Annotated in this window: 13 protein-coding genes; 10 read left to right on the forward strand and 3 right to left on the reverse strand. The window is 53.2% G+C overall.

The window, feature by feature from the left end; translation table 11 throughout:
* Window positions 1-48: 48 nt before the first annotated feature.
* Window positions 49-1,308, reverse strand: a complete 1,260-nt coding sequence (locus OGX89_RS12255; RefSeq protein WP_003833882.1) for a dicarboxylate/amino acid:cation symporter — start codon at window positions 1,306-1,308, stop codon at window positions 49-51.
* A gap of 406 nt (window positions 1,309-1,714) precedes the next feature.
* Here OGX89_RS12255 and tar point away from each other — a divergent pair, with 406 nt between their 5' ends.
* The 10 genes from tar to bglB all read left to right on the forward strand — a co-directional run bounded on the left by tar (window position 1,715) and on the right by bglB (window position 13,234).
* Window positions 1,715-3,370 carry a methyl-accepting chemotaxis protein II gene (gene tar, locus OGX89_RS12260; protein WP_003833879.1) on the forward strand — a complete coding sequence of 552 codons (1,656 nt, stop codon included), beginning with the start codon at window positions 1,715-1,717 and terminating at the stop codon, window positions 3,368-3,370.
* A 43-nt stretch (window positions 3,371-3,413) separates the two neighbouring features.
* Window positions 3,414-5,015, forward strand: coding sequence for a methyl-accepting chemotaxis protein IV (gene tap, locus OGX89_RS12265; protein ID WP_125112497.1), 1,602 nt, complete (start codon window positions 3,414-3,416; stop codon window positions 5,013-5,015).
* A gap of 19 nt (window positions 5,016-5,034) precedes the next feature.
* A complete protein-coding gene (gene cheR, locus OGX89_RS12270; RefSeq protein ID WP_003833874.1) occupies window positions 5,035-5,907 on the forward strand; it encodes a protein-glutamate O-methyltransferase CheR in 873 nt (290 codons plus the stop codon).
* A complete protein-coding gene (locus OGX89_RS12275; protein WP_003833872.1) occupies window positions 5,904-6,953 on the forward strand; it encodes a protein-glutamate methylesterase/protein-glutamine glutaminase in 1,050 nt (349 codons plus the stop codon). Before cheR ends, OGX89_RS12275 begins: the two co-directional genes overlap by 4 nt.
* 17 nt (window positions 6,954-6,970) lie before the next feature.
* Window positions 6,971-7,360 carry a chemotaxis response regulator CheY gene (gene cheY, locus OGX89_RS12280; RefSeq protein ID WP_003034656.1) on the forward strand — a complete coding sequence of 130 codons (390 nt, stop codon included), beginning with the start codon at window positions 6,971-6,973 and terminating at the stop codon, window positions 7,358-7,360.
* A 10-nt stretch (window positions 7,361-7,370) separates the two neighbouring features.
* The gene (gene cheZ / locus OGX89_RS12285) at window positions 7,371-8,015 is read left to right on the forward strand and encodes a protein phosphatase CheZ (protein ID WP_003034659.1); all 645 of its coding nucleotides are present in this window, start codon (window positions 7,371-7,373) and stop codon (window positions 8,013-8,015) included.
* A 158-nt stretch (window positions 8,016-8,173) separates the two neighbouring features.
* The gene (gene flhB, locus OGX89_RS12290; RefSeq protein WP_003833866.1) at window positions 8,174-9,325 is read left to right on the forward strand and encodes a flagellar biosynthesis protein FlhB; all 1,152 of its coding nucleotides are present in this window, start codon (window positions 8,174-8,176) and stop codon (window positions 9,323-9,325) included.
* On the forward strand, window positions 9,318-11,396 hold the full coding sequence (gene flhA, locus OGX89_RS12295; protein WP_003833865.1) for a flagellar biosynthesis protein FlhA: 2,079 nt from the start codon (window positions 9,318-9,320) through the stop codon (window positions 11,394-11,396). Before flhB ends, flhA begins: the two co-directional genes overlap by 8 nt.
* Window positions 11,396-11,788 (forward strand): flagellar protein FlhE, encoded by a 393-nt coding sequence (gene flhE / locus OGX89_RS12300; RefSeq protein ID WP_003833862.1) that lies wholly within the window; start codon window positions 11,396-11,398, stop codon window positions 11,786-11,788. The genes flhA and flhE overlap by 1 nt, the downstream gene beginning before the upstream one ends.
* 306 nt (window positions 11,789-12,094) lie before the next feature.
* Window positions 12,095-13,234 carry a beta-galactosidase BglB gene (bglB, locus tag OGX89_RS12305; RefSeq protein ID WP_125112496.1) on the forward strand — a complete coding sequence of 380 codons (1,140 nt, stop codon included), beginning with the start codon at window positions 12,095-12,097 and terminating at the stop codon, window positions 13,232-13,234.
* Here bglB and mrdA2 read toward each other — a convergent pair.
* The gene (mrdA2, locus tag OGX89_RS12310; protein WP_003833859.1) at window positions 13,206-15,143 is read right to left on the reverse strand and encodes a peptidoglycan DD-transpeptidase MrdA2; all 1,938 of its coding nucleotides are present in this window, start codon (window positions 15,141-15,143) and stop codon (window positions 13,206-13,208) included. The genes bglB and mrdA2 overlap by 29 nt on opposite strands.
* A gap of 230 nt (window positions 15,144-15,373) precedes the next feature.
* Window positions 15,374-17,107, reverse strand: a complete 1,734-nt coding sequence (gene argS / locus OGX89_RS12315) for an arginine--tRNA ligase (protein WP_003833857.1) — start codon at window positions 17,105-17,107, stop codon at window positions 15,374-15,376.
* Between the last annotated feature and the right edge of the window lie 123 nt (window positions 17,108-17,230).

Raw genomic sequence — 17,230 nt, forward strand, 5'->3', positions numbered from 1 at the left:
TTGCTGTTGCAGGCCGGATGAGCGTAGCGCATCCGGCAGATTTCTCTCTTACGCTTCCCGCTCAACCAGCTCGGGTTCTTCTTCCAGTAAACCTTCATCCTGCGCCAGCATCGCCGTTGCAATCCCGTTACCTAATACGTTGATTGCTGAACGTCCCATATCCAGGAAGTGGTCAATTCCCATCAGCAACAGGATCCCGGCGACCGGAATGTTAAAGCTCGGGATGGTTGCAGCCAACACTACCAGTGCTGAACGTGGCACACCGGCAATCCCTTTGGACGCCAGCATCAGCGTCAGCATCAGGACGGTGATTTCTGCGAAGGAGAGGTGAATATTATAGGCCTGCGCGATAAACATGGAGGCAAATGAACAGTAGACCATGGAACCGACCAGGTTAAACGAATAACCGATAGGCAGCACGAATGACACGATGTTGGGTGAGCAGCCAAATTTAGTTAATTGCTCCAGCGTTTTCGGATAAGCGGCCTCAGAGCTGCTGGTAGTGAATGCGACCAGAACCGGGTCTTTCAGCATGCTTACCAGGCGAAATACCTCTTTTTTCAGCATGACATAACCCACAGCCAGCAGAACCAGGCAGGTCAGTAAAATCGCCACATAGTAGCCGCCGATAAACGACGCATAGTTAAGCAGGATCCCCAGCCCCTGGGTGGAGATTACGGAAGAGATGGCGGCAAAAATAGCCAGCGGTGCAACGTACATCACGTAGCCAGTCACTTTCAGCATAATGTGGGAAACCACATCCAGCGCGGCAACCAGTGGAGCGTTAAATTTCTCTCCGAGCGATGCGCCACCAATACCGAAGAACATTGAGAACACCACAATTTGCAGGATCTCATTGTTAGCCATCGCTTCGGCGATGCTGGTTGGAATGGTATGCGTCAGAAAACCTTTCAGGCTCATGCCGCCCACGGCCAGGCCGGTGTCGGTGGCTTCCAGCGGGATCGCCAGGTTCAGCCCGCTGCCAGGTTGCTCAAGGGAAACCACAAACAGACCGACCAGGATAGACAATATAGAAGAGCTGATAAACCAGATCATCGCTTTGCCGCCCACGCGTCCGATGGTGGACGTTTCTCCCAGGCGCATAATACCAACTGTCAGGGTGCTGAATACTAAAGGCGCGATCACCATTTTAATCAGGCGTAAAAAGATGTCGGTAAGAAGCGTAATGTTATCGGCCCAGGCGGTCACAACGCCGGGGGAGGCATAAGAGTGGATCACCGCACCCGACAGGATCCCCGCCAGCATGAAGATCACGATAAACAACGTGAGTTTGTTTGCATTTGCCACTAAAAAGCCCTCAGTAAGGATTTAACATTTATTGATCGGTTACTCATTTTTTATACTTATTAAGTGGTAACGAGGTATTCATCATATAAATTGGATTAAAGCGTAAGCGGATACAACTTTTTTTAATTTTTTATCCATTTTGTTGTGGTATTTACGATGCGTATGTGTGATCTCAATCACATAAAAATGCGTACTTCGGCCATTCTGGCCGTGCTCATCGATGAAAATAAATGTTATTTACATGATAATTATGGTGTTTTTATGTGAATGATTTGTGGTTGCTGCGCACCCGTTTTATTTTCCCCTCGCCAGGCTTCACATCCCTTCAGGATTTCCTTTTCGCAAACGTAAAGTTATCTCAGCGAGTGCCGATAACGTTGATAACTTGTTTTCAGGAAGGTGCCTTATGTTTAACCGTATCCGCGTTGTCACAATGCTGATGATGGTGCTGGGGGTTTTCGCACTGCTACAGCTTGTTTCCGGTGGTCTGTTGTTTTCTTCATTGCAGCAGAATCAGCAAAGTTTTGTTATTTCTAACGATCTTCGACAGCAGCAAAGTGAACTCACCTCAACATGGGATCTGATGCTGCAGACACGAATCAATTTAAGCCGTTCTTCTGCGCGCATGATGATGGATGCGTCTAACCAGCAAAGCAGCGCTAAAAACGATCTGCTGAAGAATGCGAAAGCATCGCTGGCGCAGGCCGAAACGCATTACGCAAAATTTAAAAACATCACACCGTTGCCGGAAATGGCAGAAGCCAGCGGCAACGTCGAGGAAAAATATCAGCAGTACCATGCTGCCCTGGCAGAACTGGTTCAGTTTCTGGAAAGCGGCAATATGGATGCCTACTTCGCGCAGCCTACGCAGGGAATGCAAAACGCGCTCGGCGAGGCGCTGGGCAAGTACGCCAGCGTTAGCGAAAAGCTTTACGTCCAGGCATTTGATCAAAGCGCGCGGGATTACCATTTCGCCCAATGGCAGCTTGGCGTGTTGGCCGTCGTGCTGGTGCTGATTCTGGTGGTGGTCTGGTACGGCATCCGTCATACCCTGCTTAATCCTCTGTCCCGTGTCATTGCCCATATCCGGGAAATCGCCAGCGGCAACCTAACCGCAACTCTCGCTGTTAGCGGTCGTAACGAAATCGGCGAGCTGGCCAGTACGGTTGATCATATGCAGCGCTCCTTGACGGAAACCGTCACCCTGGTGCGTGAAGGCTCTGATGCGATTTATTCCGGTACCAGCGAAATTGCCAGCGGAAACACTGACCTTTCATCTCGTACGGAACAGCAGGCGTCTGCACTGGAAGAGACCGCAGCCAGCATGGAACAGTTGACCGCAACCGTGAAGCAAAACGCGGACAACGCGCGTCAGGCCTCGCAACTGGCGAAAAGCGCGTCCGATACCGCGCAGCATGGCGGCAAAGTGGTTGATAGCGTGGTGAACACCATGCACGAAATCGCCGATAGCTCGAAGAAAATCGCCGACATCATCAGCGTCATCGATGGCATTGCCTTTCAGACCAACATTCTCGCACTGAACGCGGCGGTTGAAGCAGCGCGTGCCGGTGAGCAAGGCCGCGGCTTTGCTGTGGTGGCGGGTGAAGTGCGTAATCTGGCAAGCCGCAGTGCGCAGGCGGCGAAAGAGATTAAGGCATTGATTGAAGATTCCGTTTCCCGGGTTGATACCGGTTCCGTACTGGTAGAAAGCGCCGGCGAAACAATGAACGATATCGTCAATGCCGTGACGCGGGTGACAGACATTATGGGCGAGATTGCCTCGGCATCTGACGAGCAAAGCCGGGGGATTGATCAGGTTGCGCTCGCGGTCTCTGAAATGGATCGTGTTACGCAGCAAAACGCCTCATTGGTACAGGAGTCAGCTGCCGCAGCGGCCGCTCTTGAAGAACAGGCCAGTCGCTTAACGCAGTCGGTATCGACTTTCCGTCTTGCGTCACGTCCGGCCTCGACAAAACCGCGCGATACACGATTACCTGCAGCCCCGAGCGCATCCTATCCGCGCCAGAGCATTGAACAAGATACGAATTGGGAAACATTTTGACTGATAGTTAAACCGCGGCCAGTGCCGCCCGATGGGAGCGTTGATGTTTAATCGTATTCGAATTTCGACCACGCTGTTTTTGATTTTGATCCTCTGCGGAGTTTTGCAGATTGGCAGTAATGGCTTGTCCTTCTGGGCATTTCGGGACGGTTTTCAGAACCTGAATCAGGTCGAACTGAGTAATCAGCAACGCGCTGCGCTGGCCCAAACCCGCGCTGTGTTATTACAGGCCAGTACGGCCCTTAATAAGGCAGGGACGCTGACCGCCCTGAGCTATCCGCCAGAGGACATCAAAACGCTGATGACCCTCGCGCGCGATAGCCTGACGCAGTCTGAATTGATGTTTAAACGCTTTATGGCGACGTCGGATTCGACGGAGCAAGGCAAGGCGCTGTTTGGCGCAACGGAGAATAGCTTCAGCCAGTGGCACAGCGCTCTCGCGCATCAGGCAACCTGGCTTGAAAACAATCAGTTGTCAGATTTTCTGACCGCGCCGGTGCAGGCGGCTCAGGATGCTTTTGATGCGAATGTGAATGCGTGGCAGAGCAACATTGACAGCGTGTTGCAAACGGCGGGGGAGCAGAGTCAGCGTAATTACCATATGTCGGGGGTGATTTTCGCCACCATGGTGGTACTGGCGGCACTGCTCACCAGCGGTGCGCTGTTCTGGTCACGCAAGATGATCGTTCAGCCGCTGGCGATTATTGGCAGCCATTTCGACAGTATTGCCGCGGGGAACCTGGCACGACCGGTAGCGGTTTATGGGCGCAATGAGATCTCGGCTATTTTTGCCAGCCTGCAGAAGATGCAACAGGCGTTACGCGAAACGGTAAGTGACGTTCGTCAGGGCAGCTCAGCCATGCATAGCGGTATTTCAGAAATCGCGATGGGCAATAACGATTTGTCTTCACGGACTGAACAGCAGGCGGCTGCGCTGGCGCAAACGGCGGCCAGCATGGAACAACTGACCGCCACCGTCGGCCAGAACGCTGATAACGCACGCCAGGCGTCAGGAATCGCCAAAAGTGCGGCAGACACAGCGCACAAAGGTGGCGAGCAGACGTCCCGGGTCGCCAGCACCATGCATGAGATTTCTGCCAGCTCGCAGAAAATTGGCGACATTATCGGGGTGATTGACAGCATTGCCTTCCAGACCAATATCCTGGCGTTGAATGCCGCGGTAGAGGCCGCCAGAGCGGGGGAGCAAGGGCGTGGTTTTGCCGTCGTCGCCGGAGAAGTGCGCAATCTGGCAAGCCGTAGCGCACAGGCGGCGAAAGAAATTAAGGGACTGATTGAGGAATCCGTCACCCGGGTGCATCAGGGATCGCAACTGGTGGATATGGCGTCGCGCACGATGACGGAAATTGTCAGTTCGGTGACCCGGGTTAACGACATCATGGGCGAGATTGCCTCGGCATCCGATGAACAGCGCAGAGGCATTGAGCAGGTGGCGCAGGCCGTCAGCCAGATGGACTCCGTGACGCAGCAAAACGCCGGTCTGGTGGAAGAAGCCGCATCCGCCGCCGGACAACTTGCGACGCAGGCCGATCATCTTTCTGCTTGTGTCGCATTTTTTAAACTTGAAGAGCAAACCGTAGCAAAACAAGAGTTGGCGCAGCCTCAGGTTGCGCCCGTTGTATCCTGAATGTGATTGAGAAGGCGCTATGACATCATCTCTGCCCTCCGGGCAAACGTCATTATTGTTACAGATGACACAGCGCCTCGCGCTGTCTGACGCGCATTTTCGTCGGATATGTCAATTAATCTACCAGCGTGCGGGGATCGTACTGGCCGACCATAAGCGGGACATGGTTTATAACCGCCTGGTTCGTCGTCTGCGTACCCTGGGGCTGGATGACTTTGGTCGCTATCTCAGCATGCTGGAAGCTAACCAGAACAGTGCTGAGTGGCAGGCTTTTATTAACTCCCTGACTACCAACCTGACCGCTTTTTTTCGCGAAGGGCATCATTTTCCGGTGCTGTCAGATCATGCTCGTCGGCGCAACGGTGAATACCGCGTCTGGAGCGCGGCGGCGTCAACCGGAGAAGAACCCTACAGCATTGCGATTACGCTTGCCGATACCTTAGGTATGGCACCGGGCCGCTGGCGTGTTTTTGCCAGCGACATTGATACCGAAGTGCTGGAAAAGGCCAGAAACGGCATTTACCGCCTCGATGAGCTAAAGACGCTGTCACCCCAGCAGTTGCAGCGTTATTTCATGCGCGGCACCGGGCCGCATGAAGGGCTGGTACGCGTTCGGCAGGAACTGGCAGGGCATGTTGAATTTTCCAGCGTGAACTTACTGGATAAGCAGTACAACGTGCCAGGACCGTTCGACGCCATATTTTGTCGTAACGTTATGATCTATTTCGATAAAACGACTCAACAGGACATTTTGCACCGTTTTGTTCCACTTCTTAAACCTGACGGGCTGCTGTTTGCAGGTCATTCAGAAAACTTTAGCAACCTTGTGCGCGAGTTTAGCCTGCGTGGACAGACCGTGTATGCGCATGCGCCAGGTAAGGATAAAGCATGAGTAAAATCAGGGTGTTGTCGGTAGATGATTCTGCATTGATGCGTCAAATCATGACCGAAATTATTAACAGTCACAGTGATATGGAAATGGTGGCGACGGCGCCGGATCCGTTGGTCGCCCGGGATTTAATCAAAAAATACAATCCCGACGTCCTGACGCTGGACGTGGAAATGCCGCGCATGGACGGCCTCGACTTTCTTGAGAAGTTGATGCGTCTGCGTCCGATGCCGGTAGTCATGGTTTCTTCGCTGACCGGTAAAGGTTCAGAGGTCACGCTGCGGGCGCTGGAGCTGGGGGCGATTGATTTTGTCACCAAACCGCAACTGGGGATCCGCGAAGGAATGCTGGCGTATAGCGAGATGATTGCGGAGAAAATCCGCACCGCATCGCGGGCAAAACTGGCGGCCCATAAGCCCATGGCTGCACCGACGACCTTGAAGGCAGGGCCATTACTCAGTTCGGAAAAATTGCTGGTGATTGGGGCGTCAACCGGAGGAACAGAGGCAATTCGCCATGTACTCCAGCCATTGCCGCTTTCAAGTCCGGGTATTCTTATTACCCAGCATATGCCGCCAGGATTTACCCGTTCGTTCGCAGAACGTCTGAACAAACTGTGCCAGATAACCGTGAAAGAGGCAGAGGACGGAGAGCGCGTACTTCCAGGGCATGCGTATATCGCGCCGGGCGACAAGCATATGGAACTGGCGCGCAGTGGCGCGAACTATCAAATCAAAATTCATGACGGTCCGCCGGTTAATCGGCATCGGCCTTCAGTGGATGTGCTGTTCCATTCGGTGGCGAAACATGCGGGGCGCAATGCCGTCGGGGTGATCCTGACCGGTATGGGCAACGATGGCGCAGCCGGAATGTTAGCGATGAATCAGGCGGGAGCCTGGACCATTGCGCAAAACGAAGCAAGTTGTGTGGTGTTCGGCATGCCGCGCGAGGCCATCAATATGGGTGGCGTAAGCGAAGTGGTCGATCTTAGCCAGGTGAGCCAGCAAATGCTGGTGAAAATTAGTGCCGGACAGGCAATACGTATTTGAATCAGGAGTTTATTTTTATGGCGGATAAAGAGCTTAAGTTTTTGGTTGTGGATGACTTTTCCACCATGCGTCGCATCGTGCGTAACCTGCTTAAAGAGCTGGGATTCAACAATGTTGAAGAGGCTGAAGATGGCGTGGATGCGCTGAACAAGCTGCAGGCTGGGGGATTCGGCTTTGTTATTTCTGACTGGAACATGCCGAACATGGATGGACTGGAACTGCTGAAAACCATCCGTGCCGATGGCGGGATGGCTTCTCTGCCGGTGCTGATGGTCACGGCAGAAGCGAAAAAAGAGAACATCATTGCGGCAGCACAGGCAGGTGCCAGTGGCTATGTCGTGAAACCGTTCACGGCGGCGACGCTGGAAGAAAAACTGAATAAAATCTTTGAGAAACTGGGCATGTGAGGGTGTGATGATGATGCAACCACAAATTAAACCTGCTGACGAACACTCTGCCGGGGACATCATCGCGCGCATCGGCAGTTTGACCCGAATGCTGCGCGACAGCTTGCGTGAACTGGGGCTGGATCAGGCCATTGCCGAAGCGGCAGAAGCGATTCCTGATGCCCGCGATCGTCTCGATTATGTTGTGCAGATGACCGCGCAGGCGGCGGAGCGTGCGCTAAACAGCGTAGAAGCTTCGCAGCCGCATCAGGACGCGATGGAAAAAGGGGCCAAAGACCTGACCAAACGCTGGGATGAATGGTTCGAAAATCCGATCGAACTGTCCGATGCTCGTGAACTGGTCACCGATACCCGTCAGTTCCTTGGTGATGTGCCTGGACATACCAGCTTTACCAATGCCCAGTTGCTGGACATCATGATGGCGCAGGATTTCCAGGATCTCACCGGACAGGTCATCAAGCGCATGATGGATGTTATCCAGGAAATTGAACGTCAGCTGCTGATGGTTCTGTTGGAAAACATTCCGGAACAGGGCGCACGTCCAAAACGTGAAAACGAAAGCTTGCTTAACGGCCCGCAGGTTGACGCCTCGAAAGCCGGTGTAGTGGCAAGTCAGGATCAGGTTGACGACCTGCTGGATAGCCTCGGGTTCTGATGAGTATTTGCCGGATGTGAGGCGTGGGCCTCTCATCCGGCTTACGCGCAATTCTGCTTAAAGCCATAAATCCCGTCTTTTTTACCGCTTACTCTTCCCATTGCTGGATAGCTGTTCTGGCATCATTCTCGCCTATATCTCTATCCAGGGTCTGATGCGTGGCAGAAGAAAGCGACGACGACAAAACAGAAGCCCCCACACCCCACCGACTTGAAAAAGCGCGGGAAGAAGGGCAGATCCCCCGATCCAAAGAGCTAACCTCACTGCTCATTTTGCTGGTGGGTGTGTGCATTATCTGGATAGGTGGGGAGTCGCTTGCCCGCAGACTGGCTGGCATGCTGTCGGCCGGATTACGTTTTGACCATAGCATGGTTAACGACCCGAATCTGATCCTCAGCCAAATCATCCTGCTGATTAAAGACGCGATGATTGCGCTGTTGCCGTTGATTACCGGCGTCGTTTTGGTGGCTTTAATCTCCCCGGTGATGCTTGGCGGCTTGATTTTCAGCGGTAAATCCCTGCAACCCAAATTCTCGAAGCTGAATCCGCTGCCGGGCATTAAGCGCATGTTTTCCGCGCAAACCGGCGCAGAACTGCTCAAAGCGATACTGAAGTCCACTTTAGTGGGAAGCGTGGCCGGATTTTATCTCTGGCATAACTGGCCGGCGATGATGCGTCTGATGGCGGAGTCACCGATTACGGCGATGGGCAACGCCCTGGATTTAGTCGGTATGTGTGCACTACTGGTGGTACTTGGCGTTATTCCGATGGTGGGGTTCGACGTCTTTTTCCAGATCTATAGCCATGTGAAAAAGCTACGTATGTCGCGTCAGGATATCCGCGATGAATTTAAGCAAAGCGAAGGTGACCCGCACGTTAAGGGCAAAATTCGTCAAATGCAGCGCGCGGCCGCTCAGCGTCGCATGATGGCGGATGTGCCGAAAGCAGACGTTATTGTCACTAACCCTACGCACTACTCAGTGGCGTTGAAGTATGACGAGAACAAAATGAGCGCGCCGAAAGTTGTTGCGAAAGGGGCCGGGCTGGTTGCGCTGCGCATCCGTGAAATTGGCGCAGAGCACCGTGTCCCGACATTAGAAGCGCCGCCACTGGCGCGTGCGCTCTATCGCCATGCTGAAATTGGTCAGCAAATACCGGGTCAATTGTATGCCGCCGTTGCTGAAGTACTGGCATGGGTATGGCAGCTAAAACGCTGGCGTCTGGCTGGCGGCAAGCGTCCACCACAACCTGAAAACCTTCCGGTGCCTGAAGCACTGGATTTCATGAACGAGAAGAATACTGATGGCTAATCTGGTCGCGATGCTGCGTCTGCCCAGCAACCTGAAATCCACGCAATGGCAAATCCTTGCCGGACCGATCCTCATCCTGCTGATCCTGTCGATGATGGTGCTGCCGCTGCCGGCTTTCGTCCTCGATTTGCTGTTCACATTTAACATTGCGCTGTCGATCATGGTGCTGCTGGTGGCGATGTTCACCCAGCGTACGCTGGAGTTTGCCGCATTCCCGACGATTTTGCTGTTTACCACATTATTACGCCTGGCGCTGAACGTCGCGTCGACCCGTATCATTTTGATGGAAGGACACACCGGCGCAGCGGCGGCGGGGAAGGTAGTTGAAGCCTTTGGTCACTTCCTAGTGGGCGGTAACTTCGCGATCGGTATCGTGGTCTTCGTGATTCTCGTCATCATTAACTTTATGGTAATCACTAAAGGTGCAGGACGTATCGCCGAGGTAGGCGCGCGCTTTGTACTGGACGGAATGCCCGGCAAGCAGATGGCGATTGATGCAGATTTGAATGCCGGTCTGATTGGCGAAGATGAAGCTAAAAAACGACGCTCGGAAGTGACCCAGGAAGCGGATTTTTACGGCTCAATGGACGGTGCGAGTAAATTCGTCCGTGGAGACGCCATCGCCGGTATTTTGATCATGGTGATCAACGTGGTCGGCGGTCTGTTAGTTGGGGTGTTGCAGCATGGTATGAGCATGGGCAGCGCTGCGGAAAGTTATACCCTGCTGACCATCGGTGACGGGCTGGTGGCACAAATTCCTGCGCTGGTTATCTCTACCGCGGCGGGCGTTATCGTGACCCGCGTGAGTACCGACCAGGACGTAGGCGAACAGATGGTGACCCAACTGTTCAGTAACCCCAGCGTCATGTTGCTCAGTGCGGCGGTACTTGGACTTTTGGGTCTGGTTCCGGGCATGCCGAACCTGGTGTTTCTGATGTTTACTGCCGCATTGTTGGCTCTGGCATGGTGGATGCGCGGTCGTGAGCAAAAAGCGCCAGATGAACCGCAGCCGGTGAAAATGCCGGAAAACAACTCCGTGGTGGAAGCCACATGGAACGACGTGCAGCTGGAAGATTCGCTGGGCATGGAGGTTGGTTACCGCCTGATCCCAATGGTGGATTTTCAACAAGATGGTGAGTTGCTGGGGCGAATTCGCAGTATTCGTAAGAAATTTGCCCAGGATATGGGCTTCCTGCCGCCGGTGGTACACATTCGAGACAATATGGATCTGCAGCCGGCCCGCTATCGAATTTTGATGAAAGGGGTAGAGATTGGCAGCGGTGACGCCTATCCGGGACGCTGGCTGGCCATTAACCCGGGTACTGCCGCCGGGTCGCTACCGGGTGAGAAAACGGTCGATCCGGCTTTCGGACTGGACGCTATCTGGATTGAAAGCGCATTGAAGGAACAGGCGCAGATTCAGGGTTTTACGGTGGTTGAAGCCAGTACTGTTGTCGCTACGCATCTAAACCACCTGATTGGGCAGTTCGCCGCTGAGCTGTTTGGCCGTCAGGAAGCGCAGCAGTTACTGGATCGAGTGTCGCAGGAGATGCCAAAGCTGACGGAAGATCTGGTGCCGGGCGTTGTGACGCTCACCACGCTGCATAAAGTGCTGCAGAACTTACTGGACGAGAAAGTACCGATTCGCGATATGCGCACCATCCTTGAAACACTGGCGGAACATGCGCCGCTGCAAAACGATCCGCATGAGCTTACCGCGGTCGTCCGTGTTGCGTTAGGACGCGCCATCACTCAGCAGTGGTTCCCGGGTAATGAAGAGGTTCAGGTTATCGGTCTTGATACTCCGCTCGAGCGTTTGCTGCTGCAAGCGCTGCAGGGGGGCGGCGGCCTGGAGCCTGGGCTTGCAGACCGACTGCTGGCCCAGACTCAGGAAGCGCTGTCCCGGCAGGAAATGTTGGGCGCGCCGCCAGTCTTGCTGGTTAATCACGCGTTACGTCCGTTACTGGCGCGGTTTTTACGTCGCAGCATCCCGCAGTTGGTGGTGTTATCGAATATGGAGCTTTCCGATAACCGCCATATCCGCATGACGGCGACCATTGGAGGTAAATAATGCGTAAGTTACTGTGGTTGTTGTTTTTTCCTCTGGTGGCGCAGGCCGCTGGAGAAGGGGCCTGGCAGGCAAGTGGTATGGGGATCACCTTAAATCACCGTGGCCAGTCAGCCTCGTCTGATCCTTTGGTTCCCAGCCAGCCGGTCTCAGGCTTGATGACGCTGGTGGCCTGGCGCTATGAGCTGAATGGCCCCACGCCCGCAGGTTTGCGGGTGCGTTTATGTTCTCAGTCCCGTTGTGTCGAGCTGGACGGGCAAAGTGGGACCACCAACGGGTTCAATAACGTTCCGGCCATTGAACCGATGCATTTTGTCTGGGAGGTCCCCGGCGGTGGTCGCCTGATCCCCGCGTTACGCATTCAGAGCAATCAGGTGATTGTGAACTACCGTTAACACCCTCCGTCATTCAGACCAGCAGTTGAAACTGCTGGTTGTTTCAACATTTCAGTCTCTCACTCAATTAAATAGAAACGCCATTTTATAAAATAAGTGACGTACGTTGCCGGACTCTTTGTATTCTTGCCATTTCACGAATCCTTCTGGCAGAAATAGAAAGGTTTCACTTCCTGTTAGCTTTTACTGTGACCCTATAAGGATGCCCATTGTCAAAGCGAGGATTGCGGGGCCTCCAAAAAAGCTGCTGCGCCGTAACAGGGGCAAGTCTCAGCATTGAATCCGACATTGACAGAGGTTAAGTAAATGATTGTTTACCCGGTTAAACATAGCCCGTTATTGCGCCAGCCAGAACATTTTATTGCCAGGGATGAATTAAAAACGCTGATCAAAAAGGTGACGCATAACCTGGTCAATATTCATGACGAAACCGGCGAGTTCTTGCTGCGTCTGGACGATGGACGCGTAATTGATACTAAAGGCTGGGCGGGATGGGAGTGGACACACGGCGTCGGCCTGTACGGGATGTATCAGTACTATCTGCAAACCGGCGATGAAACGATGCGCGATATCATCGATAGCTGGTTTGCCGAGCGTTTTGCTGAAGGTGCGACCACCAAAAACGTGAACACCATGGCGCCATTTTTAACGTTGGCGTATCGCTATGAAGAGACGCGTAACCCAGCGTTTCTGCCGTGGCTCGACAGCTGGGCTGAGTGGGCAATGCATGAGATGCCGCGTACCGAATTTGGTGGTATGCAACACATCACGCTGGCGGAAGAAAACCATCAACAGATGTGGGATGACACGCTGATGATGACGGTTTTACCGCTGGCGAAGATTGGCAAGCTACTCAATCGCCCGGACTACATCGAAGAGGCAACGTATCAGTTCCTGCTGCACGTGCAAAACCTGATGGATAAAGAAACGGGGCTGTGGTTCCACGGCTGGAGCTATGAAGGAAATCATAACTTTGCTAATGCCCGCTGGGCGCGTGGCAACAGTTGGTTAACTATCGTGATCCCGGACTTCCTCGAATTACTTGATTTACCGGAAAACAATGCTGTTCACCGCTATCTGGTACAGGTCCTGAACGCGCAAATCGCGGCGCTGGCGAAATGCCAGGATGAAAGTGGGTTGTGGCATACCTTGCTGGACGACCCTCAGTCGTATCTGGAAGCATCGGCAACTGCCGGATTTGCCTATGGGATCCTCAAAGCAGTACGTAAACGCTATGTTGGGCAAGAGTATGCGCTGGTGGCCGAAAAAGCCATTCGCGGCATTGTGCAGCATATTTCACCGGAAGGTGAACTGCTGCACACCTCGTTTGGTACCGGGATGGGACATAATCTTGATTTCTACCGCAACATCCCTCGGACCTCCATGCCTTACGGACAGGCGATGGCGATGCTGTGCCTTACCGAATACTTGCGAAAGTATTTTTGATATCGGTATTCAATGGCGATACCGCTATCGGACCTGATTGTTCAGTCGTCACTGTTTGTACCGTGTTGTCCTGCGGGGCAAACAGATGATCCATGATTTGACGCATAACCGGCGCGGCGGTGACACCATCACTGCCGCCGTTTTCCAGAATTAACGCCACCGCGACCTTCGGGTTCTTATAGGGTGCAAATGCGGTATAGAACACGTGGTCGCGCAAGCGGACAGGGATCATCTTCGCATTGTAGGTCTGATTTTCTTTCAGGCTAAAGACCTGCGAGGTGCCGCTTTTTGCCGCAATGCCGTAAGGCGCGGTGTGAAAGAACTTATAACCTGTACCATTTGGTTCATTCGCCATGCCGAACATCGCCTGACGCACCAGTCCCCAGTAGGGCGATGAGGCCGAGGCGATTTGTGAAGGTGCTTCTGGAGCCTGATACGGCGTGATGGTTTTGCCGCTCTCTTCATCGAGCAGCAGGTGAGGGACGATAACCTTGCCGTTGTTAATCAGTGCGACCATGGCTTTTACCATCTGGATAGGCGTGGCAATCCAGTAGCCCTGACCGATGCCAACTGAAATAGTGTCCCCCTGATACCAGGCTTTTTTGTGTACTTTTTGCTTCCATTCACGGCTCGGGAGCAGGCCGTTATACTCCTCATCAAGATCGATGCCGGTCGGTTTACCGTAACCAAACTGGCTGAGCATGCTGTTAATCCGGTCGATCCCCATCATATACGCTACCTGATAGAAGAACGTATCGGCAGACTCTTCTATCGCTTTGGTGACATCCAACATACCGTGGCCCGTTTTTTTCCAGTCACGGTAATGTCGCTCGGTGCCGGGTAGCGTCCAGGTAGGGGCACCGAAGAAACTGGTCTGCGGCGTGATCACACCGTTCAGTAATGCCGACATCGCCATATACGGTTTGACCGTTGAAGCGGGAGGGTACAATCCCTGCGTGACGCGGTTGATTAATGGCAGGTCTTTATCCTGGAGTAGCTTGTTATAGTCCTGATAGCTGATGCCTTTGACAAATGGATTAGGGTCGTAGCTGGGGTTTGAGACCATCGCCAGTACGGAACCGTCGTGTGGATCTTCAACCAAAACGGCGGCACGCTGGCCAGCCAACAAGCTCTCAATGTATTGCTGTAAATGTAAATCCAGCGTCAGATGGATATCTTTTCCGGCAACGGGCGGCACATCTTTGATCAGGCGTACGATGCGTCCGTGGTTATCTACTTCCACCTCCTGATAACCGGTCTTTCCATGCAGTTCGTTTTCGTAATAGCGCTCAATACCTTGCTTACCGATGTTGTGATCGGCGGCGTAGTTCTCCGCCAGACCTTTTTGATCCAGTGCTTTCAGGTCGTTGTCATTGATTTTTGAAACATAACCCAGGACATGCGCCAGCGCCGCGCCATAGGGATACTGGCGGTCTTCGTAACTATTGATGTTGACGCCGCTAAAATGAAACTGGTTTACCGAGAAACGGGCGATTTCGACATCGGTTAGCGCATTTTTTAGCACCACAGGACGATAGCGGCTGCTGGTTTTCAGCTCATGGCGAAACTGGTCTATGTCATCAGGAGTGAGGTCAACGATCGGCGTGAGCTGCTGGAGTAACGCATTCATATCGCTGATTTTATACGGCGTAACAGAAATATCGTACCAGGTAACGTTGCGCACCAGCGGGATGCCGTTGCGATCGTAAATCATGCCGCGCGTTGGGGCGACGGGCAGCATTTTGATGTCGTTTGCATTCGACCGGGTGGTGTAATACTGGTGCTGACAGATTTGTAAGTTATACAGATTGTAAATCAGGATGCCAAAACAGATGACTACCAGGCCAAAGGCCACCAATACACGCCGCTGGAAGAGCTTTTCTTCCGCCTCAAAATCTCTGAATGTCATTGACCCGTACCCGATTAATTCGCCGCCTAATGATACGGAGGCTTAGACGGGATGACAGGCAAAAGATGTTCCATATCTCTAGGGAAATGTGTCATTCCTTGTGGGTTGTTACAAATTACAGTGAACGTAGCCGTTTCTCGTCGGCCTGATAGTGCTGCCTACGAGGGCGGTAATTCGGGGAAATAAAAAAACCCGCGACATAGCGCGGGCTTTCATATTACTTGAGGTGATTACATACGTTCTACTGTTTCGATACCCAGTGTATCCAGACCCAGCTTCAGCGTTTTCGCCGTCAGCTGTGCCAGTTTCAGTCGGCTGTTACGAATCTCTTCGTTTTCAGCGCTGAGAATAGGGCAGTGCTCGTAGAAGCCGGAGAACAGACCAGCAACGTCGTACAGGTAAGCACACATCACGTGTGGCGTACCTTCACGTGCAACGACGGTCAGCGTTTCTTCAAACTGCAGCAGACGTGCCGCCAGTTGAGCCTCGCGATCTTCGCTGATGACGACCTGCGCATTTGCCAGCGCGCTTTCGTCGATATCTGCTTTACGGAACACGGACAGTACGCGGGTATAAGCGTACTGCATATATGGCGCGGTGTTACCTTCGAACGCCAGCATGTTGTCCCAGTCGAAGATGTAGTCGGTAGTACGGTTTTTGGACAGATCCGCGTATTTCACTGCGCCGATACCGACCGCATTTGCCAGTTTTTCCAGTTCGTCGGCAGGCATGTCTGGGTTCTTCTCCGCGACCAGACGACGTGCGCGCTCCAGCGCTTCATCCAGCAGATCGGCCAGTTTAACCGTGCCGCCCGCGCGGGTTTTGAACGGTTTACCATCTTTGCCCAGCATCATACCGAACATGTGGTGTTCCAGCGGCACTGAATCCGGCACATACCCGGCTTTACGTACGATGGTCCAGGCCTGCATTAAGTGCTGATGCTGACGGGAGTCGATGTAATAAAGAACGCGATCGGCATGCAGGGTTTCGTAACGATACTTGGCGCAGGCGATGTCGGTTGTGGTGTAGAGATAGCCGCCATCTTTCTTCTGAATGATAACGCCCATCGGTTCGCCTTCCTTGTTCTTATACTCATCAAGGAATACGACGGTAGCGCCTTCGCTTTCAACAGCCAGGCCTTTCGCCTTCAGATCGGCGACGATGCCAGGCAGCATCGGGTTGTACAGGCTCTCGCCCATGACGTCGTCACGGGTCAGGGTAACGTTGAGGCGATCGTAGGTTAACTGGTTCTGCGACATGGTAATGTCGACCAGTTTGCGCCACATCTCGCGGAAGTATTCGTCACCGCCTTGCAGTTTCACAACATAACTACGGGCGCGTTCCGCGAAGGCTTCATCTTCGTCGTAATGTTTTTTCGCATCACGGTAGAAACCTTCCAGGTCAGCCAGCGCCATCTCTCCGGCATTTTCCTGCTGCTGTTTTTCCAGCCATGCGATGAGCATACCGAACTGAGTACCCCAGTCGCCGACGTGGTTAGCGCGAATAACGTTGTGACCGAGGAACTCCAGCGTACGCACCGCCGCGTCACCGATGATGGTGGAACGCAGGTGACCAACGTGCATCTCTTTCGCTACGTTAGGCGCGGAGTAGTCAACCACGACGGTTTGTTTAGCCGGTTGAGTGACGCCCAGACGATCGGAAGCCAGCGCCTGCTGAACGTGCTGCGCCAGAAATGCCGGATCGAGAAAAATATTGATAAAGCCCGGGCCTGCAATTTCAACTTTGCTGGCAATCCCGTTGAGATCCAGATGAGTCAGCACCTGCTCAGCCAGTTGTCGCGGCGCCATACCCAGTTTTTTAGCGACAGCCATCATGCCGTTAGCTTGATAGTCGCCGAACTGTACTTTTGCTGACTGACGAACCTGCGGTTCGCAATCTGCAGGCGCACCTGCAGCAATCATGGCCTGACTGACTTTTTCTGAGAGAAGAGCCTGAATATTCACCGGAATACCTTACATTTATGAAGCGGCCTAAAATTCACCGCACCAGTTTAAGAATTAAGGGCGGGAGTATACTGCAAATGCCCGTTGCCGTCAGCATTGTGTGTACCGCCAGTAGCCTGAAAT

Source organism: Citrobacter sp. Cpo103, assembly GCF_030332605.1.
Classification (GTDB): Bacteria; Pseudomonadota; Gammaproteobacteria; order Enterobacterales; family Enterobacteriaceae; genus Citrobacter; species Citrobacter portucalensis.